Raw genomic sequence first — 25,231 nt, 5'->3', positions numbered from 1 at the left:
CTCCCCAAACATCTTTGGAGAGATTTAGTTTGCCTATATAAATTTTTAAAAACTTCTGCACAATTCCAGAGTAATGTCTTTCATAGAAGTCACCACATGGTCTGCAGGTCTCAGTTCCTGATTTGCAACCTCTAAATTCCGGAATCCAATCACGCCCATTCCGGCACTCTTGGCAGCGGTGACTCCATTGTTGGAATCCTCAATCACCAGACACTGTTCCGGCTTTATGCAAAGCTTCCGGGCCGTCTTTAAAAATACATCCGGAGCCGGTTTGGGATGTTCGCAGTCTTTTCCGCTGACCAGTGCCTGAAAGCAATGAGTGATTTCAAAATAATCCATCACTCTCTCAATTTCCTGCTTGGAAGAAGATGACGCCACCGCCAGAGGAATTCCCTGACTGTGGAGTTCCCGGATCAAGTCCAGTGTGCCTTCGATAGGCTCATAGCCTTCTTCCCTGATTCGCTGTTCCCGGATTTCGTGTGTACCCTTCAGACATTCCTCTACTGGAACATCCAGTCCAAGCATTTGAGTCGTTGTCTTCCACATGTACTCTGATGCGCCGCCGAAAAATTGTTCAAAATATTCTTTAGTAATACTTTTTCCATAGCGCTCCAGAAACTGATTAGCCACAATATAAAAGCCGGGTTCTGTATCTACGATCACTCCGTCCATGTCAAAAATAACTGCTTCCACTCTATTTCCTCTCCATCTGTGTATTTTAATGAAATAATCCTCTCAAAGTACTTACATCTACATCTTCCATGGACCGAACAACTTTGTGTGCCCTTTCGTGTGCCGGACTTCCGTATTCAGGATTGCTGAAACCAAGAACCTTCATGCCTGCCCGGCTGCCCGCCAAAACACCGTTGACGGAATCCTCCACCACAGCACAATGTTTTGGATTAATTCCAAGCTGACCTGCTGCCTTTAAAAAGACTTCCGGATCAGGTTTAGAGTGTTCACAATCTTCCCCTGTCACCAGTGCGTGAAAGCAGTCAATGACTCCTAAATTCTCAGTGATCCGTACGATGTGATCCATCGGAGACGATGATGCAACTGCTGTGGGGATTCCCTCCTCATGAAGCGCACGGATCAGCTCCAATGACCCTTTGATCGGTGTAAATCCTTCTTCCCTGACCACTTCTTCATAAATCTCAAAGAATCGCCGAATACAATAGTCAACAGTCGTATCCAGTTTCAAATACTCAATGGTATCCGTAAACAGCTTTTCCATCGTAGTCCCAAAATACCGTGCATTATACTCCTCATCTACATATGCATCAAATTCATCCAGAAGCCTCAGCAGGGCTTTATAGTACCCCGGTTCAGAATCTACAATAACTCCGTCCATATCAAAAATAACTGCTTCTAACATAATTCCCCCCTAAGCACTGCTTTTAACACCTTCAATACACCGTCTTCTCTATTAGAATCTGTCACAAAATTTGCGGCTTCTTTTACCTCTTCCCTGGCATTGGCCACGGCAAAGCTGTGGGCCGCCCGTTTCAGCATCTCGATATCATTGATGTTATCGCCGAAAGCCAGCGTCTCATCTGCCGAGATATTGTAATGTTCCTGAAAACGCTTCAAAGAGTTTCCTTTATTTACTCCAAGGTTCATGCAGTCTACCCATTTTTCTCCTGCACTTGCAACGTAGATCCTGCCTCCCCATTTATCATAAAAATCTTTTCCTACCGCATCTTCCGCATTCCGGTTGTGGAACACAGACACTTTGCAGACCCCTGCTTCCACTTTAAATAAATCATCCACCATCACCGCATTGTATCCATAGTCGTCCTTCATATGGCGGTAAAGCATTTCGGAGTCAAAATAGCTGGTCTCTCCGTCGTTCAGAGCACAGGTACATCCGGGAATCTCCATTGCATCCTCCATTATGCTTTTGACGATAAATGGGTCCATCACATCCACATGTTTATATTCTCTGGATGTAATACATGCGCCATTTTCGGACAGGAAAATAATATCATCTTTGATCGGTTCAAAAAAACGCTCAATGCTATTTCTCTGACGTCCGCTGGCTGCTACGAACAGAACTCCCCGTTTTCTGAACTCCCGGATCACATCGAAGTATTCAGGATTCAGATTCATAGCTGCTTCTTCTACCAGAGTTCCGTCAATATCTGTTGCAATTAGTCTAATCATGGGCATCCTTTCTATGAACAATAGTTGTCGCTGTAAAATGGTATCTTTCATAATCTCTGCAAAATATAAGAGCCCTGATACCATAGCTAATGCTATCATATCAAGACTCTAAATTCAACGCCGCCCTGCGATAGTTTTTCTATATTCCTCCGAACATCCTGTAAACCCGTTCTCTGTCCCGGCATCTCACCAGCCGTTCCACCCGTTCCCTGTCACTGAAAATATTAGCGCAGTGCATCAGAAGTTCCATATGCTCATCCCCAATAGCCGCAAGCCCCATAACGATCTTGACCAGATTCCCATGCCAGTCGATACCGTCCGGACAGATCAAAACAGACATCCCCGTTCCAAGAATCTGGTCTCTGACACCTTTCTCTCCATGGGCAATCGCAAGCATATTTCCAAGATAAACAGAAAAATTTTCATCCCGTGAAAGCATTCCGCTGATGTACCCGCTCTTTATGTATCCGCTTCTCAGCAATAGTTCTCCGGCATGGATAATGGCTTCCTCCGGCGTCACTGCCTTACAGTCCAGCACGATATTTTCCTTTATGAGCACAGGTTTCCTGCTCTTGTCCTTTTGCATCATAACAATCCCTCATCTCCTTCTTGTTTTGCACGCTCCAAATACTCCCTGATCTGACATCTGAGTGCTTTTGGATCTTTCTTTTCAAGGGATTCAAGAATTCTCTCATCATTGACAAACCCTTCAGAAATAACGGCCAGCGTATCTCTTGTCTTCTTATCCTGTTTTTTATCCACGATCATCAGCGCACCTTTGTCAAAGTCCTGAAAATCCGGATGTGTCCCCTTTTTGTGATCCAATGTAAAAAACATAAGGACCGGTGTATTGTTTCCCGGAATATTACAGTGGAAAATCAGAAATTTACGGTCCTTTAATGCCACCGGTCCGTCTTTTTCTCTCTCCATCACCGCTTCCAGGCACCGGTCTTTTTGCTTCTCTCCCATGTCTGTATGTCCGAGAAGTTTTCTTAAAACCTCCTCTTTCCCTTCCGATGCATCTGCCGGATAGATCCGGAGATTTTCTACAATATCCGGGCATACTGCCCTGCGAATATTCTTTACATCCGGGATCTTCTTTTGTATCTTCTGCTCCTTCAGTATTTCAAAGTAAGCCTGCATTCTGCCGAAGTCCTCTTCTTTTAACAGAGCCCCGACTTCCATAACCGGTATTCCCTGGTCGGGCAGCTTTAACGTGGAAATGATAATGTCCATTCCTTCCGCTTCCCGCAATGCCACCTGTTCCACAGACAGCGGGCTGACTCTGACTGTCCCCGCAAAACGGCTCTTAATACTGGAGGACAGAAAACTGGAAATGCCGATCCCGCTGGCACAGACGACTGCAACATTCAGAATGACAGACTGTTTAATCTGTGCTTTCTTTCTCTCAATTGCCGCTCCGAAATGAAAGGACAGATAGGCGATCTCATCTTCATTGACTTCCAGATGATATTTTGTCTCCATGACTTTGCACACAGACTTGCATATGGCAAAGATATCCCTGAAGTCTTCTTTTATCTGGTCTAAAAGAGGATTTTCAAGCCTCATATGATAATTCAGGCGGTGCAGTGTGGCTCTCAGATGGGACGCCAGTCCCTGGTAAAGTACTTTGTCCTGGCTGAAATCATCTCCCATCAGGCGCCCGAATGCTGCGATGAGATCATCTGCTACGATCATACAGTCATACTCATCCAGCATCTTCGTCAGTTCGTCCTGCTTTTCCACCGCATATTTCATTCTTGCGCCTTTTAAATGCATGAATACATAGGCCGACTCCGATTCCGGCACTTCGATATGAAACTCTTCTTCAAAATACGCAGTCAGCTCTTTTGCTTTTTTATAGTAGGGATCTTCCTTTAATGCACGAAGCAGTTCTTCTTCCATCGTGATCGTTTTGCCGGAGAGGAGCCGTTCAATGGCAATGACCAGATGGATGACAAGTCCGATATAGGAGTGCCTGGTGATCCGGCTCAAAAACTCATCTTCACATTTCTTCAGTATCTTTATGACTTTGTCAAGAATCTCTTCATTCAGCAGATCCATATTGCTGTTCTTTCCAAGGTTTTGGAAATATTCCAGAGCACGGAATTCTCCTCTGCTGTCCTGGAATTGCTCCACATCTGCCCTCATCAGTTTTTCATTGAGAAAGTCAATGATCGCGCTTCGGAAATTTTCTTCTTCTCCGGTCACGGTAATGCCAAGACCTGCTTTCCTTTCCAGCGCCAGACTGTGTTTTTGAAACCAGGGCCTGACAGCCTGGATGTCATTGCTGATTGTCGCTTCGGATACCATCAGTTTATATGCATAGTATCCCAGTTTTTCAATATGTTTTCTTTTTAAAAATTCGATGGTCAGCAGTGCCCGCCGCTGTTCTTTTGTATAATAAAACAGAGAAGAATCTCTCTTAGAGATTTCCTCCAGGCAGCCGGCAAAACTTTCCCGGTCACCGGACAGCCGGATTCCTTTTCCTGTTTTTGTCTCCAGATATACTGAAAGCCCTCCAAGTTCCCGGTTGATCCCCTGAATTTCCCGAAACAGGGTCCTCGTACTGACTCCAAGTCTCTCTGCTGCCTGATCCATCGGCAGATACTGATCCTGCCCGAGCAGAATCTGAAACAGCTTTATCTGCCGAAGAGAAAAAAACGTTTGATCCATCTCTCTCACCTGACCCTTTTTTCAGGAGACTTGTAATTTCTGTTCTCTAGTCTCTTCCGCCCCTGAACCTCAAAAGTACTTCTTTTGCATCTTCTTTTAATTTCCGGTACGCTTCCTCCTGTACCTCATGATAAAACATATCCCCCTGTGTCTCTTTTAATTTCTCATAAACATGCATGGAGGCTGCTTTGGACCAGTAGGAATGGTAATTGATCTTTGTAATCCCCGCTTTGATTGCTTCAGCCACTTGTTCCTGATCCACGCCGGAGCCTCCGTGCATGACCAGCCTTGTGCTCTTTGGCATCTTGCTTCGGATTTCTCTCACCCGCGCAATATCGAGCATCGGTTCCTCCGCATAGATTCCGTGCACCGTTCCGAAACATACGGCAAGGGCATCCACACCGGTTCTTTCTGCGAACTCGGCTGCCATATCCGGGTCAGTGAAGGTCTTTTTAATCTCATCTCTTCCAAGGAGTCTCGGCCCGCCGTGGGAATCCTCCGCCGTACTGCTCATGGTTCCAAGTTCTGCCTCCACGGAGAGCCCCATCTCGTGGGCCGCCTCGGTAAATTCCCGGATTCTCGTGACATTTTCCTCAAAAGGAAGGTCACTGCAGTCATACATGATGCTGGAATATCCGCACCGAATCCCTCTCATAACAAAACTCATGTCAATGCCGTGATCCAAATGTACACATACAGGAGCCGATGCCCTTTTTGCATACTCCACCGTCTGGGGACCGATATTTTCGATTGGAATCAGACCGTCATGAACCTGGACGTGGCCGATAATCACCGGCACAGAAAGTTCACTGGCAGCATCCACAGCCGCTCTCGCCATCTCAAAGTTGGGAACATTGAAGCAGGGAACTGCGTACCCTCCTTCTTCCGCCTCTTTTAATATGTTCTGTAAATTTACTAACATGTCTCTTCCTCCATTTTACCCGAAATCTTTTACTGCTGCATTGGAAAATACTTCAATCACCGATCCATTTTTCGGCAAATAATACCTGCTCGGCTTCTTTGCACCACACCCCGTGGTTTGCTTTCAAAATGCCCGCAATTTTTTTATAAACCGGATCTTCATCTGCCTGCTTTTCAAAATCAGCGAGTGCCATAAGGGGCAGATCCACATGAGGATATACAAGTTTCTTTCCGCCCGGAATATCCGGCAGATTTAAAATGATCTCCGGCACCTCTGAAAGTCCCGTCACATGCGTGATCATATACTCCGGTGTGATCAGTCCTTCTCTGGACAAATCGAACATTTCCCGGATATCGTCTAAATTTCCGCCGCTGTTGCCGACATAGTGGGTCCTCCTGTAATGAATGTCGTAGAAATTGACTCTCGCCTTAAACTGCTCATCGGTCGGGCCGGCAAAAAAGTTCAGGCATCCGTTGACGGCAAGAAGGCTGCTGCCCAGCTCTACAAGACGTTCTGATGCCGCAAATACCATGATGTCGTCATAGCCCTTTCCCCCGGACAGCTGTCTTAATTCCTGTTCTTCATTGTCCAAATCCTCAGGATTCACATAAATAAGTTCCACTCCGTAATCCGATGCTTCTTTTGGACTGATCAGCTGTGCTGCCCTTTTAAGCCGCTCTTCATTGATCTCCGTAACTACCAGTTTCTTTGGCCTTGCAGGTCCGTGTACCGCATAGTCAATGGCTCCGATCCCCATAGGTCCGCAGGATGCCATCAGAAGCAGATTTCCGCCTTCCTTTGTTCCATGAATATTGTCATAGACAAACATATCTTCCATATAATCATGGATACATGTATGAAACGCGCTGATGATGCAGGATACAGGCTCTCCCATGGAAGCAAAAGCAAAATAGTCGTCTTCATAAGTCAGAAGACATCCGGATTCAATATAGCCTCCCGGAATGATCGTGTAAGTCGCATTTCCCCCGAAAAATTCAAAGGAATAACCCGGTGCGTCCTCACTTCCCTTGTACCGAATCCCAGCCTGTAAACAACAGGACGTTCCTTCTTTATACTGCCCTTTCCATTTTTCTCCTACTTTTTCAATGATACCGGCCATTTCATGGCCGGTAACCACCGGGGTCTCATGCACGTTTTCGGGAACTCTTAAATGCTCTTCGCCTTTCATGGCTGCTTTGTAGGTCGAAAAGCAGATCCCGTTGGACATGACTTTGATCAATATTTCATCGTCTCTTAAGTCCGGCAGCTCTGTCTCTCTGATCCTGATATCTTTCTTCCCATATAGAGAAGCCATTTTCACACGCATACGATTTCCTCCCCATACATTTACTGCTGCTTTTTCAGTTCTTCCACCAGCCGGTCATATTCCGGTGCCTCAACAAAGTTGGAAACCGCAATGATCCGTGCCGTACTGTTATAAGATTTCGCCCTGTCCGCAAGGCTTGTGTGAGTAAGAATAATCTCTGCGTCCTCTGGTATCTCATCCACAGATGTGTGAGCCACTTTAATATTGATTCCGGCCTTATTCAGCTTATTCGTCAAAGTAGCCGCCGCCATGGCGCTGGAGCCCATTCCCGCATCACAGGCAAAGACGATCTTCTTTACCCCGCCGTCCAGAGACAGATCCAATGGGTCAAAACTCTGGAAGCTGCCCTCTTCCTCATCATCTTTAGAGCGCTTATAAATAATGGAAGCAGCGATAAAAGATACTGCCGTAGCCGCAGCAATACCTGCCAGCACCGGAAGCGCCCCGCCTTTCGGAGCCATGGCCATATAGGCAAAAATACTTCCCGGTGTCGCCGCCGCCACAAGACCGCTGCCCAATAAGGAGTTGGTAAGTATTCCTGCACTGCCTCCCAGGATTACCGCGATGATCAGGGCAGGCTTCATAAGTACATAGGGGAAGTAAAGTTCATGGATTCCGCCGAAGAATTGAATAATGATAGCACCCGGAGCAGAACTCTTTGCTTCTCCTTTTCCGAAAAACCAGCATGCAAGGAGTACTCCGAGTCCAGGCCCCAGGTTGCCTTCCAGCAGAAAGTAGATGGATTTTCCGGCTTCAGCCGCGTCTGCAAGACCAAGCGGTGTCAGCACGCCATACTGAATGGCGTTATTTAAAAATAAAATTTTTGCCGGCTCAATGATAACAGATGCCAGCGGCAGCATTCCCGCGTCTACGATTGCCTTTACTCCGTTTCCAAGGGCATTGCTGGCTCCCTCTACGAGCGGCCCCATAATCCAGAAACAGAGCATTACGAGAATCATTCCGAGGATTCCTGCGGAAAAATTGTCATAAAGCATCTCAAAACCTGTCGGAATCTTGTCTTTCAGCAGACCGTCCAGCTTTTTCACAAGCCATCCTCCAAGAGGTCCTGCGATCATTGCTCCGAGGAACATCGGGATGGAGCCTCCGATGATGATGCCGAAGGTTGCCACTGCACCGACGACTGCTCCTCTTGTTCCGTACACCATCTTTCCTCCGGTATAGCCCATCAGGACCGGAATGAGATAGTTAAGCATAGGACTGATCACGGCTGCCATCTTTTCATTTGGGAACCACCCTCCCTGCAGGAAGATCGCGGTGAAAAATCCCCATGCGATCAGCGCACTGATGTTGGGCAGCACCATGCCGCTCAAAAAACGTCCGAACTTCTGTACTTGCTGTTTCATAATGTCTCTCTCCTTTCTTAAAAAGATTGCATTGTTGGTATGCTTTTATTATAAAGGATGTTCAGAACAAATAGTTGCCCAAGCAATTCAACCTTGGCATGAATGAATCCTGTCAAAATTTATGGGGATATATAGTTTGTGTACGAAAAAAAAGCCAAAAGTGACGTTCTTGAACAAGGTCCTCTGGCATGATAACATTATGAATTGCTGAAAGGAGGCATTCTAATTGAACAATAAGACTAAAAAGATACTGGCTTCCTGCCAGGAAAGTCTGAAGAAGAATTTCAGATTTGCCACTCTGGATTTTATTTTTATTATTACTTTTGTCACAGTATTCCAGAAAGTATTTGGCATGGAAAATTCCATCGTCGGTGTTATTTTTACCATTATGATGGCATCTTCTATGTTAAAGGATATGACCGCTTCACCGGTAAAACATCTGGCAGGCCAGGCTGCTGTCCTTGCAGCCATGGCTGTCTCTGCCTGTGTTGTAAACACACTGCCCCCTGTGTTTTCATTTCCGCTGAACTTCGGAATGATCTTTCTGATCCTTTATGTTTTTACTTACGAGCATTCCAGCCACCTTTACTTCCCATACATACTGTCCTATCTGTTCCTGATCTTTATTTCACCGATTACACCAGATCTGCTGCCAAAGCGTCTGGCCGCCATGATCACGGGTGCTGTCTGCATCATTCTGTATCAGTTCATTATGGGCCGTAAACGGGTTATTGAGACCACAAGAGATGCGCTGTCTGATATGATTGATGAGACCTGCGATCTGATCGATTATATGATCACCGGAAAAGGGGCCCCTGACACACCGGAAGACGTGAGAAAAAATCTGTTCCGCTTAAGCCGTATGGTTTATGACCGCCGTAAGAAGATTTTGTGCATTTCAGATGCTGATTTTGCGGTCATCGATTCCGGACAGGGGATAGAACATCTGTTTCTGATCCTTTCCGATATGGAACAGCCGCTCTCTGTTTTCCAGACGAAAATGCTCTGCTCCGTCTCTGAAAAGCTCTCTGTCTTCCGGCAGTTTGTACAGGGACAGATCAAAGAACTCCCTCCGCTCCTCCAGTCTGACTTTGTATCTCAGAAAGAGGATTCCAGGGCAAAGGAACTATTTGACGGGCTTACCTATCTGCAGGAACATCTCCTCCATATGACGGACCCTGAAAAAAAGACCCGGTACCGGAAGACAATGCTCTCTCTTTCCATCCGGCTGAAGGCCGCCCTGGATATCAGTCCGGTCAGAGTCGTATATGCCCTGCGCGTCGGTCTGCTCCTGGCATGTTCATGCCTGTTTGTCCAGTCCATGCACCTTGTTCACGGAAAATGGCTGCTGTTTACCATCGCTTCTGTTTCTCTGCCGTATGCAGACGACATCGGACAAAAGGCAAAGAAAAGGTTTGCCGCCACGGCAGCCGGCGGTCTCCTCAGCCTGCTTTTGTATGCGGCTGTTCCGTCTATGACAGGCCGCACTGCGATTATGATGTTATCCGGATACCTTTCCTTTTACTTTACAGACTATACCGGCACTTTCGCCTGTTCCACCATTGGTGCTCTGGGCGCCGCCGTCTTTACCGATGTCTTTGGATGGAACAGTGTGGGAGAAATGCTGGCAGTCCGCCTGGCATATATAATCGCTGGAATTCTGGTCTCCCTGATCTTCAACCTTGTAGTCTTTCCATTCAGCCGGAGACTTGCAACAGAACAGCTTTGGAATAAATATGCAGCAGCTACAAAGCTGCTGACACAGATATGCAGGCAGGAGGATACGGATACACAGCTCTATTACAGCCTGATCATCCAGTCCCATCTGCTGGAGGAAAAGCTTGCAAAAAATGCAGATGATGAAGAATGGGAGAAGCTGAAGAATATGCTTCCAAAATGCCGTCAAAGAGTGAGAAATGCCCACAGAAAGAAACCCCGCATTCAGGCTTTGTCGTAGATTTCTCTTTTTCTGTATCTGATCCCAGGCAGATATGCTATACTAAAAGAAAGATTCGGAAAGGAGCTGACCATACTGTGATGTCATACAAATACAAGAAAAATAAGGGTTTTACCTTAGTAGAACTCATTGTAGTTCTCTTGATTCTGGCAATACTTCTGGCTCTTTTGATTCCTTCCCTGATCGGCTACATCACCAGCGCCCAGAAGAAAGCCTGCCTGGTCAGCAAAGCAGGGCTTCTGAGGGATCTCACAGCCGATGAAATCTATGAACTGGAAGGGTCAGGAAAATACGACACCGCATACCTGAAATCTCTTGCCGAAAAATCCGAATACAAATGCCGGCAGGGCGGGGCCTATGATGTCAGCCGCGGATCTGACGGAAGTATCGTCATTGTGTGCGGCAAACATGATAAAAATTACGATTTTAACATGAACGAGGCATTGTCTTATATCATAGCGAATAACCCGGACATCGCAAAACTGATCGAAGGCTACATGAACAAAAATATCGATTCCTCTTCCGGTACAGGAAAAGCCTATGAAAATCTTCTGAATGCTCTTGGGCAGGCAGGATTTAACGCCGGCCAGGCAGGGGTCAATACATGGTCTTTTCAGGGAAAAGGCAGCAGCTATTATTTCTACTGGACCACAGAGGATATCAGTTCCAAGAGTCCCGGTGATAAAGTAAAAGTCATTCGCTATAATTCTGCGAGAGGCACTTACACTGCCGGATATGTGGCTGTACGTAGGGAGACATTGTCTGCTTCCGATTCCTCTGACGGAAAACCGCGTACTTATAACGTTCTCGGAAGAAGCGACAGTGATTGGACGGAGTACACCGGAGTGAAACAGAGTGAGGATGATAAGAAAAATTATTCAAAGATCTATCAGATCTTTAAGAATATGAAGTAAACACTTCCTTAAACAGAACATGGCAGCAAGGTTACTACTGCTGCTCCGTATGCGGTGCCAATCCGAAATCATTTCATAAAGGGCAGATACAGCTTTAAAAACCGTACCTGCCCTGATCATAAGTCCTTTTATTGTTTATCGTATTTGATAGTTCCATAGCTTCTCATTGCTTGTTGTAATCCCATTAAATCCTGCCCTGTACATTATATCAACCGTGTCTATACTGTCGATAAATCCGCCGGCAATATAACAGCAGTCTTTGATTTTTTTGAAATAATCCAAAAACTCTGCTGCATAATATGCCGGCCGCAGCTCAATGGCATCTGCCTTTGAAATCTGTAAGCTTTTGGCAGCCTGTTCCAGAGCAAAAGAGTCTGAAAGAGTGATGCGCTGAATGGTCTTCATTCCTTCATTCTTGACCATTCCCAGCCGGATATTGTGAACTCCCATGACACAGTCTACATGGTACATCTTCTTTAAAAACTCAAACGCAGTCTTGTCGACTCCCAGTCCACCCACGATCTCATGATTTACAATAATTTTTTTATTGGCATCATGACATTTGTGAGACAGGCTCTGCAGATTTCCTATATGTGCACAGTTGCTGGTCAAAATCCACTCTTCTTCCGTTCTCAGCGCTTCTGCAAAAAACTTCAGACTGCGTACCGCTGGTATCACATGAAATTTTCCATCATCAAACATAGCTCTCCCTCTCCCATAGTCTCCTGCTCCTTTTCATTCATCATATCATTTATTAAAAATGATTGCAGGATTTTTTATTACGTCATGAGGTTTTGTCTGGAATATCTTATCTTCTGATCCTTTAAACCGTTCCGCCTTCGAAATACCTACATCATTGGCAAAAACGATCAAGTCCGCTTCTTTGATCTCTCTTGCTTTTAGCTTGTTTTCTATTCCAAGAGCCCCCTGTCTTTCGACTTTACATTCATATCCTCTTTCTTTGCATATATTTTCTATTGCATCAGCCGCCATATATGTATGCGCGATCCCTGTTGCACATGATGTGATTCCGATTACCTTCATACATTTCTCCTTATCTGTATTTGTGTTTTCTCCCTATGTCTCCTGCTCCACCGGATGTCCGATAAATATAATCAATGCTGCTGAAATTAAAACCGCCGTTACAAGACAGATTATGAACACAAGCGGTTTATTGACTGCAAATAAGACAAATAACCCTCCGTGAGGTGCCCTCATTGTCACACCGAGAGCAAAAGACATGGCAGAACCGATGGCTGATCCGACACAAAAGCAAAGAATGCGTCTTACATCTTTTGCTGCATGAGGAATGGCAAATTCAGTGATCATACACAGGCATCCTGCGATGCACCCAGGAATGGAGCTTCTGTCTTCTTTCGTAAAATAATCTTTTTTCACGATCATTGCAATGGCCATAGCCATGGGAGGTGCCATTGCAGCCACAAAAACGGCAGCAATCGGCAGATAGTTTCCTGTTTCCATGCAGGCCAGTGAAAATGCATAGGCCACTTTATTACATGGCCCGCCCATGTCGAAAGCAATCATGGCTCCCTGCACAAGGCCTAAGATGATGATATTGCCTGTCCCAAGACCGTCAAGAAAATGTGTTAATGCAGTCGTTAAGGCTCCCAGCGGTCCTCCCAGTACATAGTGCATTAAAAGTCCTATCATTCCGCATCCAAGCAGAGGAATGATTAACGTGGGCAGCAGTGATTTTAAGGATCTTGGCAGCGGCATTTTCTTCAGGGCCTCCACCAGATATCCAGCAATAATGCCGCCGATCAGCGCCCCCAGGAAACCGGATGCATATCCAATGCTCCACGGATCTGTCGCAATCCATCCGGCATACATTCCAACACAGATACCCGGTTTATCTGCAATGGAATATGCAACAAACGCGCCTAAAATCGGAACCATAAGGGTACTAAGCCCAATCTGTCCAAGATAATAAAGGGTGGAAGCTAAGGTTTTGCACGGTTCAACCGCTGAGCCTACATCATAACCTCCGATTGCAAATGAAATGGCTACTAATATGCCTCCGGCTACAACAAAAGGAAGCATATAGGATACACCAGTTGTAATAGCTGACATCACTGTGGCTTTAAACTCCAATAAATTATCCTTCAATATTCTTCTCCTTTTCTCTCACTTCATTAAAAAAGTGTTCATTGCAATTTTGACATTCTCTTTCATACCTTCTTTTCCTGCCATGACGATATCATGAAACTGAACGCTGTCATCATCTCTATTTTCATATAAGAATTTTTTCACTCGATCGGCTCCGGCCAAGGCCATATATGTATAATAGTTAATCTTTTTTATCCCGTTTTGAATCGCAGTCTTAAATTCGTCGCTTGATACGCCTGAACCACCGTGCATTACCAGCGGAATATCAATTTTTTTCTTTATTTCCATGATCCGCTGCAGGTCTAATACTGGTTTTGCAGCATATACCCCATGTGCAGTGCCGAACGCTATTGCCAGGGCATCCACTTCTGTGTTCTTGACAAACTCCCTTGCCTTCTCAGGATCTGTATAACAATCTTTGGGATTTACGTTATTTGGGGTGACATCACCCTCAGAAGCTCCTTTTTCAGAGACTAAAATGTGTCCCAGCTCCGCTTCTACAGAGACTCCCATACCATGGGCTATCCTCACAATCTCTTTTGTCCTCTCCACATTTGTATCATAATCCTCAGAAGACGCATCAATCATGACAGAAGTAAATCCAATCCGCAGAGCTTTCATTATTTCGTTAAGACTTGTACCATGATCTAAATGAACACAGACTGGGACAGACGCATTTTTTGCAGTTTCAATCATGATCGGTCCAATGACTTCAATCGGAACATATTTTTCATGAATTTCAACATGGGCAATGATAACCGGAGCATTCAATTCTTCCGCTGCCTCTACGACAGCGGTCAAAGCCTCAAGATTCGGCACATTAAATGCCCCCACCCCAATCCCTCTCTCATCCGCGATCTTACAGATCTCTTTTAGTGTGACTAACATGAGTCATTTCCTCCTTTCGTACATACCTTTTTATAGTTTTAATTGATTTATTCCATGAATAAATTCTTCATAGTCTGCGGCTTCTTCCAAAAGCTTTAAAAATTCTTTATGTGCCAGCATTCCTGCTAATGCTGCCAGTACTCTCAGATGATAATTGTTCTCTTGATTTTCAGAAATAGCTAATACAAAAATGTATTTTACAAATCCGGATTCTCCTGCGGACTCATAAACAAAAGGTTCTTTGCATCTGTAAAATGCTATTCCAGGCTTTAAAACTTCTCTGCATTTTCCATGGGGTACAGCAACCAAATTCCCCATATATGTGGGGCCAAGGGTTTCCCTGAACTTCAAAGCTTCTTCAAATGCTTCCGCATTTGTGACAAATCCTTCTTCCGTAAATTTCAGAGCCGCAATGTCAAACATCTCCTCTTTACTTTCAAATGATTTACAGTCAAAGACAGCCATCTCTTTGAGCAGAACTTCTGCCAGATTAATCTTCTTCATTGTCTTCCTCCGCCATTCTGGTGAGGTAATCTTTCAGCTTCTGAACACCGATCTCTACGCTTACAACCGGAGTATCACTTGACGTTCCTGCAAGATGAGAAGTCAGTGTTACATTTTCAAGATTTAAGTATGGGTGGCCTTTTGGCAGCGGTTCCTGATCAAATACATCGATGGCCGCACCGCCGATCTCACGGTTTTTCAAAGCGTCTGTAAGTGCTTCTGTATCCACTAGTCCTGCCCGGGCAGTATTGATAAAGTAAGCTGTTTTCTTCATCTGTGCAAATTCCCGCTTTCCCATAAATTTCTTCGTTTTATCAGACAATCTTAAATGCACGGAGACAAAATCGGATGTTTCTAATAACTGGTCCAGCTCTACAACTTTCACACCATCTTTCTCAATCTGCTCTTTGCTGACAAAGGGGTCATAGACCAGAATCTGGCTTTCAAATCCCTTTAATTTTTTTGCCACTCTGGATCCAATAGCGCCGTAGCCTATCAATCCAACCGTACATTTATTCATATTGCGTATGTATCTTTGATTGATATATGATTTTACCCATCTCCCTTCTTTCATATAATGGTGGCTCCTTGCAATATTTTTATTTTCAGCGATCATCATGCCTACGGCTGCATCAGAGACCGCATCCGCACTTCTTAAAGATGCGTTCATCAGAGGAATCTGCCGCTTGGCAAGCTCACTGCTGTCCACATTTTCAATGCCGCCGCGAAGAACAACCACTGCCTGAAGTTTTGAACAAGCCTCCAGAATCTCTTTGTTGACTGATGTACAGTGAACAACCAAAATCTCTTTGTCTGAACAATTCTCCAGCAAAGTTCTGCACGTGGGTGCCTCCGCAATACCTTTTTGCTCCAGCAGCAGCATTCGATTGGTAACATCCCCCACGTTTTTTATCTGGTCATCATTGATCATAGTAATATGGGCTCCAAATTTCTCCAGTTCTTTCATTCCGCTCATGATGTCTTTCGTTATGTATCCATCGTAGACACATAATATTTTTATCTCTTTCATCCTGACCACCTTTCCATAAAAGATTATGTAACTAAGCGGGCAATCCCACTTCAACTCTCAACCCGCAGAGCGTTTTTATTTCATTAGGAAAGATCGTAGAACTTTCCTATAAAACAAAAAAATATGACAGAAAATCATGGCATAAGCCATAATCTTCTGTCATATTCAAATCTCTATACGACAATATTATTTTGTTTTAATTCAGGAATTCCTTGTAGTCATCCTATCATAAATTCCTTGTAAATGTCAACGGCAAATTAAGAAACCAGACTCGAAAAATAATATCAATTCAAGAAATATTTTTTATGTGAAATTCGGTTTTTTCATAAAATCCTACAAATCATAAGGAGTTGCCTGGTATACATAGTAGTTCAGCCAATTATAATACATCGCATTGGCATGGCATCTCCATGACTTTACCGGTCCCTTTTTCGGATCGTCATCCAGATAATAATTCTTTGGAATCTCCGGATTTAACCCGCGGTTCATATCCCTAATATATTCCTGATGGAGGGACATGACATCATACTCGGGATGCCCCGTGACGAATATCTGGCTTCCAGTCTCATTTAAGATCAGGTATGGTCCTGTTTCCTCTGACTCTGCCACTACAGTTAATTCTTTGCACTGTTTGATAGCCTCGCCGTCGACACCGGTGTTTCTGGAATGAGGAACAAAAAAGTAGTCGTCAAACCCTCTTACCAGCAGAGTCTTTTTGTGAAGCGGATAGTGCCGGTACACACCGGATATCTTTTGGTCCAGAACGTTTTTCTTAACCCCATAGTGATAGTAAAGCCCTGCCTGGGCAGCCCAGCAGATATGTAAAGTGGAAGTGACATTTTTCTTCGTCCATTCCATGATCTCCGCCACTTCCTCCCAGTAATCCACTTCTTCAAATTCTTTCAGCTCCACGGGAGCACCGGTTATGATCATTCCGTCAAATTTTTTGTCCCGCACCTCATCAAAATACACATAAAATTTCTCCATGTGGGATTCCGGCACATGTGTGGGCTCATAAGAGGCAGTCTTTAAAAATGTGATGTCGATCTGCAGCGGGGTGTTGGAGAGACTCCGGAGCAGATGCAGCTCTGTGTCCAGTTTATTCGGCATCAAATTCAGGATTGCAATCCTAAGCGGCCGGATATCCTGCGTCACCGCCCGGTCTATATCCATCACAAAGACATTTTCCTCCTCCAGGATGGCCCTGGCCGGCAGGTCTGTATCAATTCTAATCGGCATATTCACACGCTCCTTTATTCTCTACTTTTTCTTCTTTTTAATTACAAAACCTTTTGTCTTCACAATCGTGCTTCCGGAAGTCGTATTGTATTTTATGTAAAGACGTCCTTTAAATCCTTTTTTAACCTTGACCTTCTTTCCGGTCTTCCATCGGTATTTGGCACTGCTCTTCCCCTTTTTCACCAGCTTATACTGGACATTCTTAATCCTAGTAAATGACTGGGGCGTGGCCTTGATTGAAATTTTCAAAGGTTTCTTCTCTTTGATCTTATACTTGTTTTTCGCATTGACTGACACGATAGACAGTTTTTTCTTCCCGTTGGACTTCACCGACATCTTTTTCAGAAGCAGTGATGACTTCTTGGAAGAAACATAAGTGCTGGCCTTGGCCGGTTCATTTTTATTTCTGGATGTGCTGACACTCAGCCTGCTTCCATTGGAAGTAACGATAATATTGCCATTGTCACCTGTCGTATAAATATTCGACTTGGCAAGTTCCCTCGTGATCAGACCGGACGGAACTCTGTCCTTATTCCGGTATCCATTGCTGATGATCGATATGGCCGGCTGCACTTTGTCAAAAAACTTCTTGTGATTGGATGAAAACTTCCCTTTTGCATCCTTATTGCGCACATCTTCATATCCGTGGTGCGGCACCTTCAGAACCTGGGATTTGAGTTTCAGCCTCTGGCTTATCATATCGTACTCAGACTCCTGCTGAGTATCCCCGGTCATCAGAAATGAATTTTTTCCGTAAGTAATTCTGCATACAAGAGAAAATTTGTTGACCTGCCGGGAATTAAAGTCAACTTCCCGCCCATATTTAAAATTGGTCCGTCCCGGTGAGTAAAATGTTAGCTTTGCTTTTCCAAGATATACCGATGACTTCATCCGCGGTACAACAACCGGTATCCCCCGCTCCGCGATCAATTCATTTACGGTGCGGTACGTTTTTGTACTGTAAAAATCATCATCTCCCGAATAATGATTGTAAACCGGCTGCTGAGTCGCATAGACCTTTCCCACAGAGATGGATCTGTCCTCCAGTATAGAAATAAATCCCCCGATGTGGTCCTTATGAGGATGCGTCATGATGATAAATTCCAGCCTGCGGATCTTATATTTCTTTAAATAGTTATGCACTCTGCGGCTGACATCAATGGTTTTTCCTCCCAGAAGCTGTGTTGTCTGAGGTCCTGCATCGATCAGCGCATATTTTGCACTTTTCCCTGATCCATACTGAAGCAGGGCACCGTCTCCGGTGCCTACCTCGATGAAATGCACTTTAAATGAAGCAGCTGCTTCTGCCTGTTTCTCATTTCCCATCCATACGGCCGCAGATGTCATGACCATCACTGCCGCCAGCATCCATGAAATTATCCTTCGTTTCATATTCTTCATTCCTTACTTTATCATGTCCATAAATTCCTCTTCTGTTATGATCGGTATGGAGAGTTCCATGGCTTTTTTATTTTTAGAAGAAGCGGAATTTTTATTGTTGTTGATCAGATAGTCTGTTTTTTTCGTCACGGAGCCGGTCGCTTTTCCTCCCAGAATTTCAATCTGTTCCTGGAGCTGCTTGCGGTTTTCATAGTGTTCTAGAGAACCTGTGATGACAAAGGTCTTGCCGTCCAGCAATTTCTCTGTCTCTTCCGTCTGTCTTTTCTCAATCTCTACATATTGAAGCAGTCTGTCCACCGTCTGTTTATTGTTTTCCAGCCGGAAATATCCGCTGACCGCCTCACCGATGATCGGTCCAATGCCGTCGATCGCTGTGAAGTCTTCGGCTTCCGCATTTCTGATAGCATCCAAATCATCCTCAAAATACCGGCAGATCAGTTTTGCATTAGACAGACCTACATTGGCAATGCCGAGGCTGTATAAGAACTTAGGAAGTGTCACTTTTTTTGCCCTCTCAATGGCATCCGCCAGATTATGAAAGGACTTCTCCCCGAAGCCTTCCATCTCTATAATTTCTTCCTTGTGTTCTTTCAGGGTAAATAAATCGTACAGTTCGTTTAAAAGCCCCTTGTCCATCATCTTATGCAGAGATGCCTCTGAAAGTCCGTCTACGTTCATGGCATCCCTGGATACAAAGTGCGAAAACAGCTTAATCTTTTTGGCACTGCAGAATTGATTCGGGCAGACCAGGGTACGGATTCCGTTTTCTTCTTCGATCTCCGTCTTTCCTCCGCAGGCCGGACAGGTATCCGGAATCGGTGCATCGCCGCTCCTTGTCTGATTTTCTGCCAGCTGCGGAATGATCATATTGGCCTTATATACAGAAATCTGATCTCCTACGCCAAGTTCCAGCTCTTCCATCACGCTGATGTTGTGGAGACTGGCCCTGCTGACCGTAGATCCCTCTAATTCCACAGGATCAAAGATCGCCACAGGATTGATCAGCCCTGTCCTTGAGGGACTCCATTCGATCTCTTTCAGTGTCGTCTCCGCGATCTCATCCGCCCACTTAAAAGCGATGGAATCCCTCGGAAATTTGGCTGTCGTTCCAAGACTCCTGCCGTATGCAATATCATCATAGATCAGCACCAGGCCGTCGGAAGGCTGATCATTGTTCTCGATGGCCTGTGAGAAGCGCTCCACTTCCTCTGCCACCGTATCTTTCGTCACCGCCACGTAATCCACGATATCAAAGCCAAGAGATCTTGCCCAGATGAATTTCTCCTCTACAGAATTATGAAAATCCACATCCGGAACATCTGCCACGGAAAAACCATAAAAGCGGACGTTTCGTTTGGCTGTCACTTCATTGTTCAGCTGCCTGACAGAACCGCTGCAAAGATTCCTCGGGTTTTTATATCTGCTGTCCAGGTCTTCCATCTCTTCGTTCATCCGCCGAAAATCAGAATAATGAATCACGGCTTCTCCCCGGATTACAAGGGTTCCTTTATACGCGATCTTTTTGGGCAGATTTACAAATACCTTTGCATTGTTCGTGACGACTTCGCCCACTTCCCCGTTCCCCCGGGTCACGGCTTTTAAAAGAACGCCTTCCTGGTACGTAAGAACAATGGTAAGCCCGTCCAGTTTCCATGACAAAAGGCCCTTTTGGTCTCCCAGCCATTCTTCCAGCTGTCCCACCTCTTTTGTCTTGTCCAGAGAAAGCATCGGGGATGAGTGGGGTTCTTTTTCCAGAGAAGTTAGAAGTTCATATCCCACATGAATCGAAGGGCTGTCGGCCAGCACCGTATCTGTCTCTTTCTCCAGCTCCAAAAGTTCATCATAAAGCTTGTCATATTCAAAATTACTCATGAGCTCTCTATTTTCCTGATAATAGGCTTTGGATGCCTCGCTCAGGATATGGATCAGCTCTTTCATTCGGTCAAACTTATCTTTCACGGATCAGTTCCTCTTTTAACATTTTTATTTCCTCCGGCGTAAGCTTCCGGTAGGATCCTTCTTTCAAATTGCCGAGCCTGATATTCATGACCCGGACTCTTCTTAGTTTGGTAACCCTGTATCCAAAATATTCACACATTCTGCGGATCTGCCGGTTTAACCCCTGAGTGAGAATAATTCGGAAACTATCGGGCCCCTCTTTCTTCACAGTACATTTTCTCGTCACTGTGTCAAGCTCTGAAAGGGGCACTCCGTTTCTCATCCCCTGGATAAAATCGTTGGTGATCCTTTTATTGACCGTTACCTCATATTCCTTTTCATGATAATTCCTGGCTTTCATGATCTCATTGGCGGCTTCCCCGTCATTGGTCAGCAGGATCAGTCCCTGGGAATCTTTGTCCAAGCGGCCCACAGGATAGATTCTAGAGGGATAACCGACAGCGTCAATAATATTGTTGGCTTCCTCTTTGCTTGATGTACAAACGATACCTTTCGGTTTATTGTATGCAAGATATACTGTCTGAGTATCCATCCGGACCGGCTTTCCATTAAAACAGACTTCCTGCCCCTCACAAACCTTTGTCCCCGGCTCGGCTGTTTTTCCGTCAACCGTCACTTTGCCCTGCTCTACATAAAAATCAGCCTGCCTTCTGGAACACAGGCCTGCCTGACTTAAAAATTTATTAATCCTCACGGCGGAGTTTATAGTCTCTCTCATTCTTCATCGTTACTCCTATGTTTTTAAAAATGTAATACCTTATCACACAAAGCGTGCACACCCGAAGGGTATAAAATACGGTATGCTCTGTGGAAAATGTCATGAATTTTTTAGCACTATTTCCGTCACGCTTTGAAATGCATTCCTCCAATAGTGCTAAAAAACTATCGTTGGACAATTCCATTTGTTTGATGGATACTTATCCAGTAGATATCACGTCCATTTTCCACATGATTGGAGTGAGGCATTCTAAGAGCCGGACGGAAATCATGTGGAAAATGTCATACTCAATGATTGTATCACGATTGCCTGAAAATTGCACGTCTCTATGGACAGTTCCCGGATCATCCGGGTATTTTACATTTCCTGTGCAAAATATCCCAGATCCCCCAAAACTTCTTTTGCTTTTTCGATCAGTGTATCATCATCTTCCGGAAGGATGATGCTTTTATCACTCAGTTCAACTTCCGCTTCAATGCCCGCGTCCATAAGACCGATCTTGATCCGATCCACACAGTGGTCGCACAGCATCTCCTCGGACTTTAAAACCTTCATCTGTTTCCTCCTTCATGATCACATCTAATGCTCTTATACTTTCATCGCTCCCATTTGTCACAGAGAGCATTGATCTGATCCGCAAATCTGGCCAGATCCTTGTTGGCCCCGCCCTCACTTTTCCGTATAACAGACATCAAGCGCTCGCCTGCAGCCAGCAGCCTTGCAAATACAGCATTGGCTCTTCTCGTGCCCTTCCTGCTTTCCGGCACTTTCTTCGGCGCAACCCTGAGCTCCCACTCTCCTGCAGCCAGATCAAAAATATCCCCGCTGTACGGTGCTTCTGCCTTCCTGCCGCATTCACTTTCCAGGTATTGGGCAAAGCTGTCACAGGTCTCATCCTCTCCGTGAACGATGAAAAATTTTTCAGGCTGGTCTTTAAAAGCCTCCGCCCACACAGAGAGTCCTTTTTTGTCCGCATGTCCGCTCATTCCTTCCAGGCGCACCACATCGGCTTCCACTTTGATGGTCTCACCGAACAGCCGGACTTCTTTTGCCCCTTCCACAAGAGCACGGCCCAACGTGCCGTAAGCCTGGTATCCGACAAACACAATCGTATTTTCAGGCTTCCACAGATTATGCTTTAAATGATGCCGTATCCTTCCCGCCTCACACATTCCGGAAGCGGAGATGATCACCTTCCGTTCTTCATCAAAATTGATCGCCTTGGAATCATTGCTTGTGATGGATAATTTCAGATTGGAGAAAGTGATCGGATTGATGCCCTGATTGATCAGCGCCATGGCATCCTCATCAAATGTGTCATGTATGTTTTCCTGAAAAACGTTGGTGGCCTCCACTGCAAGAGGACTGTCTACATACACGGCAAAATCCCCGTGGTTCTTCACCCTGCGCTCCTCTTTGATCTGGCGGATATAGTACAGAAGCTCCTGGGTCCTTCCCACCGCAAATGACGGGATCACCACATTTCCGCCCCGGTCAAAGGTCTTTTGAATCAAACCGGCAAGTTCTCCGACATAATCGGGATGACTCTCATGAAAACGGTCTCCGTAGGTAGATTCCATCACCACATAATCTGCACTCTCCGTATAATGGGGGTCTTTGATCAGAGGCTGATTATTATTTCCGATATCACCGGAGAAGACAATCTTTTTCTGGGTGTCCGCCTCAGTGAGCCATACCTCAATGCTGGCTGAACCGAGCAGATGTCCTATATCTGTAAAACGTACGCTGATACCCCGGCTCACTTCTAATTTCTCGTTATACTGACAGCCCTTGAACTGCTCCATAACACTTACCGCGTCATCCATCGTATACAGAGGAGGCTCTTCCGGCTTCCCTGACCGTCTGGCCTTCCGGTTCTTCCACTCCGCCTCAAACTCCTGAATGTGGGCGCTGTCACGGAGCATGATATCACAGAGATCTTTGGTGGCTTTTGTGGCAATGACACTGCCCCTGAAGCCATTGGCATATAACAGCGGAAGCAGTCCCGAATGATCAATATGGGCATGGGTCAGCAGCACAAAATCAATTTCTGACGGATTTACCGGAAGTTCCGCATTCTCATAAACATTCTTTCCCTGCTCCATTCCATAGTCAACCAAAAAACGCTTCCCGCACGCCTCCACGTAATGACAGCTGCCCGTTACTTCATGGTCTGCTCCGATAAACATTAATTTCATAGTCATACCTCCTCGGTAATATATACGGCGTCCAATGGTATCAGTTCTCTCAGAAACGGATGCCTCTCCAATACATCCTCCCCGCCGTATCCAAATACTGCTTTCGAAAAATCTCCGATCGACAGTTCACCCTCGGCTTTTTTGGATGAAGGACGGATTTCTGTCCCGTCTTTTGAGGCGGAAAATAGGAAAGTTCCGTTATTCTTCCCGATCACAGGGTCCGTCACGGTAAGAACAAATTCTATTTTTTTTCTGCTTCTCAGGCAGCGGCACAGCGCCTCAAGAGATGTAATCCTGAACATGATCTTCGGCACCTTTTTTCCCCGTTTCACACAGCCCGCCGATATCTCGATTTTACTGCCGGGAAATGTGCGGCTGATCATCTCTAAAAATCTTTTTTCCTCTGTCCCGAATCCCAGCCGTACATATATGGTATCGTTTTCTTTTCCGTATGCAAAGACTCCGGCTATCTCACCGTGTTCTCTAAACACCATCAGGTCTCCGTCCTGGCTTTTTGCTTCCTTTGCCGCCTGTTTTAAATAATCCGGGTTTAACACCGTATAAATATCATATGAACGGATCTGCCGGTTTAAGAACCGGAGAACTTCCTGCGTATCATCTTCCCGAAACGGTTCCAGGGAGCCTGTAGCCTCACCCTCTTCCCCTGTGATCTTTGTCTCTGTCCAGTCCATCACAAATACAAAGTCAAAGGGTTCATAGTAAGCCTTATCGGCAGGAATCAGATATGTGAACGGCTCATTGCGCTCTGCCATATCATTGAGAACTCTGTGAAGCATTTTTCGCATGATGCCTTGTCTCCGCATTTCTTTCCTTGTGGCCACAGCAACGATATAATGGGCGTCAAACTCCTTATCTGAAATTTTCATACGATACGGATTCAGATGAATCATCCCTTTCAGCCGGCTGCCCTCCCATGCCATGAGCACCTGATTTTTAGGATAGATTACGTCAAAATAATATTCTGCAAACTTTTCAGGGTCCTTAAAAATATCCTGATACATCTGAAAAATCAGATCCCTGTGGCTTTTGTCGTCATAAACAAGTTCCATCTATTCCCCTTTCCGGCATCCCTGGCATCCCTGACATCCGGTCTGTGCGCCGGGCCTTAAGACGTCTTCATAGATATAATTATCTACGGTGGTCAGCATGCAGACTGCCTGGGCGCTGATCCCAAGTCCTTCCCCGGTAAATCCCAGATGTTCTTCCGTGGTTGCCTTTACGTTGATCTGTTTTCTTCCGACTCCGAGTGTCTCCGCGATCTTCTCTCTCATCTCTTCGATATAGGGCGCCAGCTTTGGCTTCTGTGCGATCACAGTGGCATCTACATTTTCAATCAGATAACACTCTTTCTCCACCAGTTCCCTGACCTTCTTTAACAGTTCCATGCTGTCTGCACCTTTATATTCTGGGTCTGTATCCGGAAAATGCCGGCCGATATCCCCCAGAGCCGCGGCTCCAAGCAGTGCGTCACAGATGGCATGCAGAAGCACATCTGCATCTGAATGGCCTAACAGTCCTTTTTCGTATGGAACATGCACACCTCCTAAAATTAAAGGGCGGCCTTCTGCCAGCTTATGCACATCATATCCCATTCCAACTCTCATATCCCATGCCTCACTTTCACATTTTTCTGTCATCTATATAGAATATCTCATTTTCTTTATTATAATATAATTCCGCGCAAGATACAAAAAAAAGGCATGTCCTTAAAAAACATGCCTTTTCATAGCGATGAGCAGATTCGAACTGCTGACACTACGGGTATGAACCGTATGCTCTAGCCAACTGAGCTACATCGCCATATCTTTATGCATTCCGCATAA

Annotated in this window: 24 protein-coding genes and 1 tRNA gene; 2 read left to right on the top strand and 23 right to left on the bottom strand. The window is 45.3% G+C overall.

The window, feature by feature from the left end; all coding sequences use genetic code 11:
- Nucleotides 1–45 precede the first annotated feature (45 nt).
- From ANCC_RS05130 to ANCC_RS05095, 8 genes are all read right to left on the bottom strand, one after another.
- Complete coding sequence (locus ANCC_RS05130; protein WP_006566067.1) at nt 46–693, bottom strand: HAD family hydrolase; 648 nt, start codon at nt 691–693, stop codon at nt 46–48.
- A gap of 25 nt (nt 694–718) precedes the next feature.
- The gene (locus ANCC_RS05125) at nt 719–1,375 is read right to left on the bottom strand and encodes an HAD family hydrolase (protein WP_006566068.1); all 657 of its coding nucleotides are present in this window, start codon (nt 1,373–1,375) and stop codon (nt 719–721) included.
- Nucleotides 1,369–2,163: a Cof-type HAD-IIB family hydrolase gene (locus ANCC_RS05120; protein WP_009288962.1), complete on the bottom strand. Its 795-nt coding sequence runs from the start codon at nt 2,161–2,163 to the stop codon at nt 1,369–1,371. Before ANCC_RS05120 ends, ANCC_RS05125 begins: the two co-directional genes overlap by 7 nt.
- Before the next feature lie 139 nt (nt 2,164–2,302).
- The gene (locus tag ANCC_RS05115; protein ID WP_006566071.1) at nt 2,303–2,752 is read right to left on the bottom strand and encodes a PTS mannitol transporter subunit IIA; all 450 of its coding nucleotides are present in this window, start codon (nt 2,750–2,752) and stop codon (nt 2,303–2,305) included.
- A complete protein-coding gene (locus tag ANCC_RS05110; protein WP_006566072.1) occupies nt 2,749–4,839 on the bottom strand; it encodes a BglG family transcription antiterminator in 2,091 nt (696 codons plus the stop codon). The genes ANCC_RS05115 and ANCC_RS05110 overlap by 4 nt, the downstream gene beginning before the upstream one ends.
- 46 nt (nt 4,840–4,885) lie before the next feature.
- Nucleotides 4,886–5,761, bottom strand: coding sequence for a class II fructose-bisphosphate aldolase (locus ANCC_RS05105; protein WP_006566073.1), 876 nt, complete (start codon nt 5,759–5,761; stop codon nt 4,886–4,888).
- A 52-nt stretch (nt 5,762–5,813) separates the two neighbouring features.
- On the bottom strand, nt 5,814–7,088 hold the full coding sequence (locus ANCC_RS05100) for an alcohol dehydrogenase catalytic domain-containing protein (protein ID WP_006566074.1): 1,275 nt from the start codon (nt 7,086–7,088) through the stop codon (nt 5,814–5,816).
- 20 nt (nt 7,089–7,108) lie between these two features.
- Complete coding sequence (locus tag ANCC_RS05095; RefSeq protein ID WP_006566075.1) at nt 7,109–8,452, bottom strand: PTS mannitol transporter subunit IIBC; 1,344 nt, start codon at nt 8,450–8,452, stop codon at nt 7,109–7,111.
- A gap of 226 nt (nt 8,453–8,678) precedes the next feature.
- Here ANCC_RS05095 and ANCC_RS05090 point away from each other — a divergent pair, with 226 nt between their 5' ends.
- Both ANCC_RS05090 and ANCC_RS05085 read left to right on the top strand, forming a co-directional pair.
- Nucleotides 8,679–10,409: an FUSC family protein gene (locus ANCC_RS05090; protein WP_006566076.1), complete on the top strand. Its 1,731-nt coding sequence runs from the start codon at nt 8,679–8,681 to the stop codon at nt 10,407–10,409.
- An 80-nt stretch (nt 10,410–10,489) separates the two neighbouring features.
- Nucleotides 10,490–11,323 (top strand): prepilin-type N-terminal cleavage/methylation domain-containing protein, encoded by an 834-nt coding sequence (locus ANCC_RS05085; protein ID WP_006566077.1) that lies wholly within the window; start codon nt 10,490–10,492, stop codon nt 11,321–11,323.
- Between the two features lie 135 nt (nt 11,324–11,458).
- Here ANCC_RS05085 and ANCC_RS05080 read toward each other — a convergent pair whose 3' ends face one another.
- The 15 genes from ANCC_RS05080 to ANCC_RS05010 all read right to left on the bottom strand — a co-directional run bounded on the left by ANCC_RS05080 (nt 11,459) and on the right by ANCC_RS05010 (nt 25,208).
- Nucleotides 11,459–12,025 carry a glycerol-3-phosphate responsive antiterminator gene (locus ANCC_RS05080; RefSeq protein WP_006566078.1) on the bottom strand — a complete coding sequence of 189 codons (567 nt, stop codon included), beginning with the start codon at nt 12,023–12,025 and terminating at the stop codon, nt 11,459–11,461.
- A gap of 45 nt (nt 12,026–12,070) precedes the next feature.
- Nucleotides 12,071–12,367 carry a PTS fructose transporter subunit IIB gene (locus ANCC_RS05075; protein WP_006566079.1) on the bottom strand — a complete coding sequence of 99 codons (297 nt, stop codon included), beginning with the start codon at nt 12,365–12,367 and terminating at the stop codon, nt 12,071–12,073.
- A gap of 33 nt (nt 12,368–12,400) precedes the next feature.
- The gene (locus ANCC_RS05070) at nt 12,401–13,450 is read right to left on the bottom strand and encodes a PTS fructose transporter subunit IIC (RefSeq protein WP_006566080.1); all 1,050 of its coding nucleotides are present in this window, start codon (nt 13,448–13,450) and stop codon (nt 12,401–12,403) included.
- An 18-nt stretch (nt 13,451–13,468) separates the two neighbouring features.
- Nucleotides 13,469–14,338: a class II fructose-bisphosphate aldolase gene (locus ANCC_RS05065; protein ID WP_006566081.1), complete on the bottom strand. Its 870-nt coding sequence runs from the start codon at nt 14,336–14,338 to the stop codon at nt 13,469–13,471.
- Nucleotides 14,339–14,368: 30 nt separating this feature from the next.
- On the bottom strand, nt 14,369–14,842 hold the full coding sequence (locus ANCC_RS05060) for a PTS sugar transporter subunit IIA (protein ID WP_006566082.1): 474 nt from the start codon (nt 14,840–14,842) through the stop codon (nt 14,369–14,371).
- Nucleotides 14,829–15,872 (bottom strand): 2-hydroxyacid dehydrogenase, encoded by a 1,044-nt coding sequence (locus tag ANCC_RS05055; RefSeq protein WP_006566083.1) that lies wholly within the window; start codon nt 15,870–15,872, stop codon nt 14,829–14,831. Before ANCC_RS05055 ends, ANCC_RS05060 begins: the two co-directional genes overlap by 14 nt.
- Before the next feature lie 333 nt (nt 15,873–16,205).
- Nucleotides 16,206–17,111: a homoserine O-succinyltransferase gene (locus ANCC_RS05050; RefSeq protein WP_006566084.1), complete on the bottom strand. Its 906-nt coding sequence runs from the start codon at nt 17,109–17,111 to the stop codon at nt 16,206–16,208.
- 21 nt (nt 17,112–17,132) lie between these two features.
- Entirely contained in the window at nt 17,133–18,503 is a 1,371-nt protein-coding gene (locus ANCC_RS05045) for a ComEC/Rec2 family competence protein (RefSeq protein ID WP_167319329.1), read from the bottom strand.
- Nucleotides 18,504–18,515: 12 nt separating this feature from the next.
- Nucleotides 18,516–20,471, bottom strand: coding sequence for an NAD-dependent DNA ligase LigA (ligA, locus tag ANCC_RS05040; RefSeq protein WP_006566086.1), 1,956 nt, complete (start codon nt 20,469–20,471; stop codon nt 18,516–18,518).
- Complete coding sequence (locus tag ANCC_RS05035; protein ID WP_006566087.1) at nt 20,461–21,189, bottom strand: pseudouridine synthase; 729 nt, start codon at nt 21,187–21,189, stop codon at nt 20,461–20,463. Before ANCC_RS05035 ends, ligA begins: the two co-directional genes overlap by 11 nt.
- A 357-nt stretch (nt 21,190–21,546) precedes the next feature.
- Nucleotides 21,547–21,744 carry a heavy-metal-associated domain-containing protein gene (locus ANCC_RS05030; protein ID WP_006568586.1) on the bottom strand — a complete coding sequence of 66 codons (198 nt, stop codon included), beginning with the start codon at nt 21,742–21,744 and terminating at the stop codon, nt 21,547–21,549.
- 41 nt (nt 21,745–21,785) lie between these two features.
- A complete protein-coding gene (locus tag ANCC_RS05025; RefSeq protein ID WP_039947002.1) occupies nt 21,786–23,387 on the bottom strand; it encodes an MBL fold metallo-hydrolase RNA specificity domain-containing protein in 1,602 nt (533 codons plus the stop codon).
- 2 nt (nt 23,388–23,389) lie between these two features.
- Nucleotides 23,390–24,457, bottom strand: coding sequence for a GNAT family N-acetyltransferase (locus ANCC_RS05020; protein WP_006568588.1), 1,068 nt, complete (start codon nt 24,455–24,457; stop codon nt 23,390–23,392).
- Nucleotides 24,458–25,012 (bottom strand): 2-C-methyl-D-erythritol 2,4-cyclodiphosphate synthase, encoded by a 555-nt coding sequence (ispF, locus tag ANCC_RS05015; protein ID WP_039947003.1) that lies wholly within the window; start codon nt 25,010–25,012, stop codon nt 24,458–24,460.
- Between the two features lie 122 nt (nt 25,013–25,134).
- Nucleotides 25,135–25,208, bottom strand: a tRNA-Met gene (locus tag ANCC_RS05010).
- Nucleotides 25,209–25,231: the final 23 nt, after the last annotated feature.

It is taken from the genome of Anaerostipes caccae L1-92 (assembly GCF_014467075.1).
Lineage (GTDB): Bacteria > Bacillota > Clostridia > Lachnospirales > Lachnospiraceae > Anaerostipes > Anaerostipes caccae.
The sequence above is the reverse complement of the archived record's forward strand: the minus strand, read 5'-3'. Positions and strand labels throughout refer to the sequence as shown.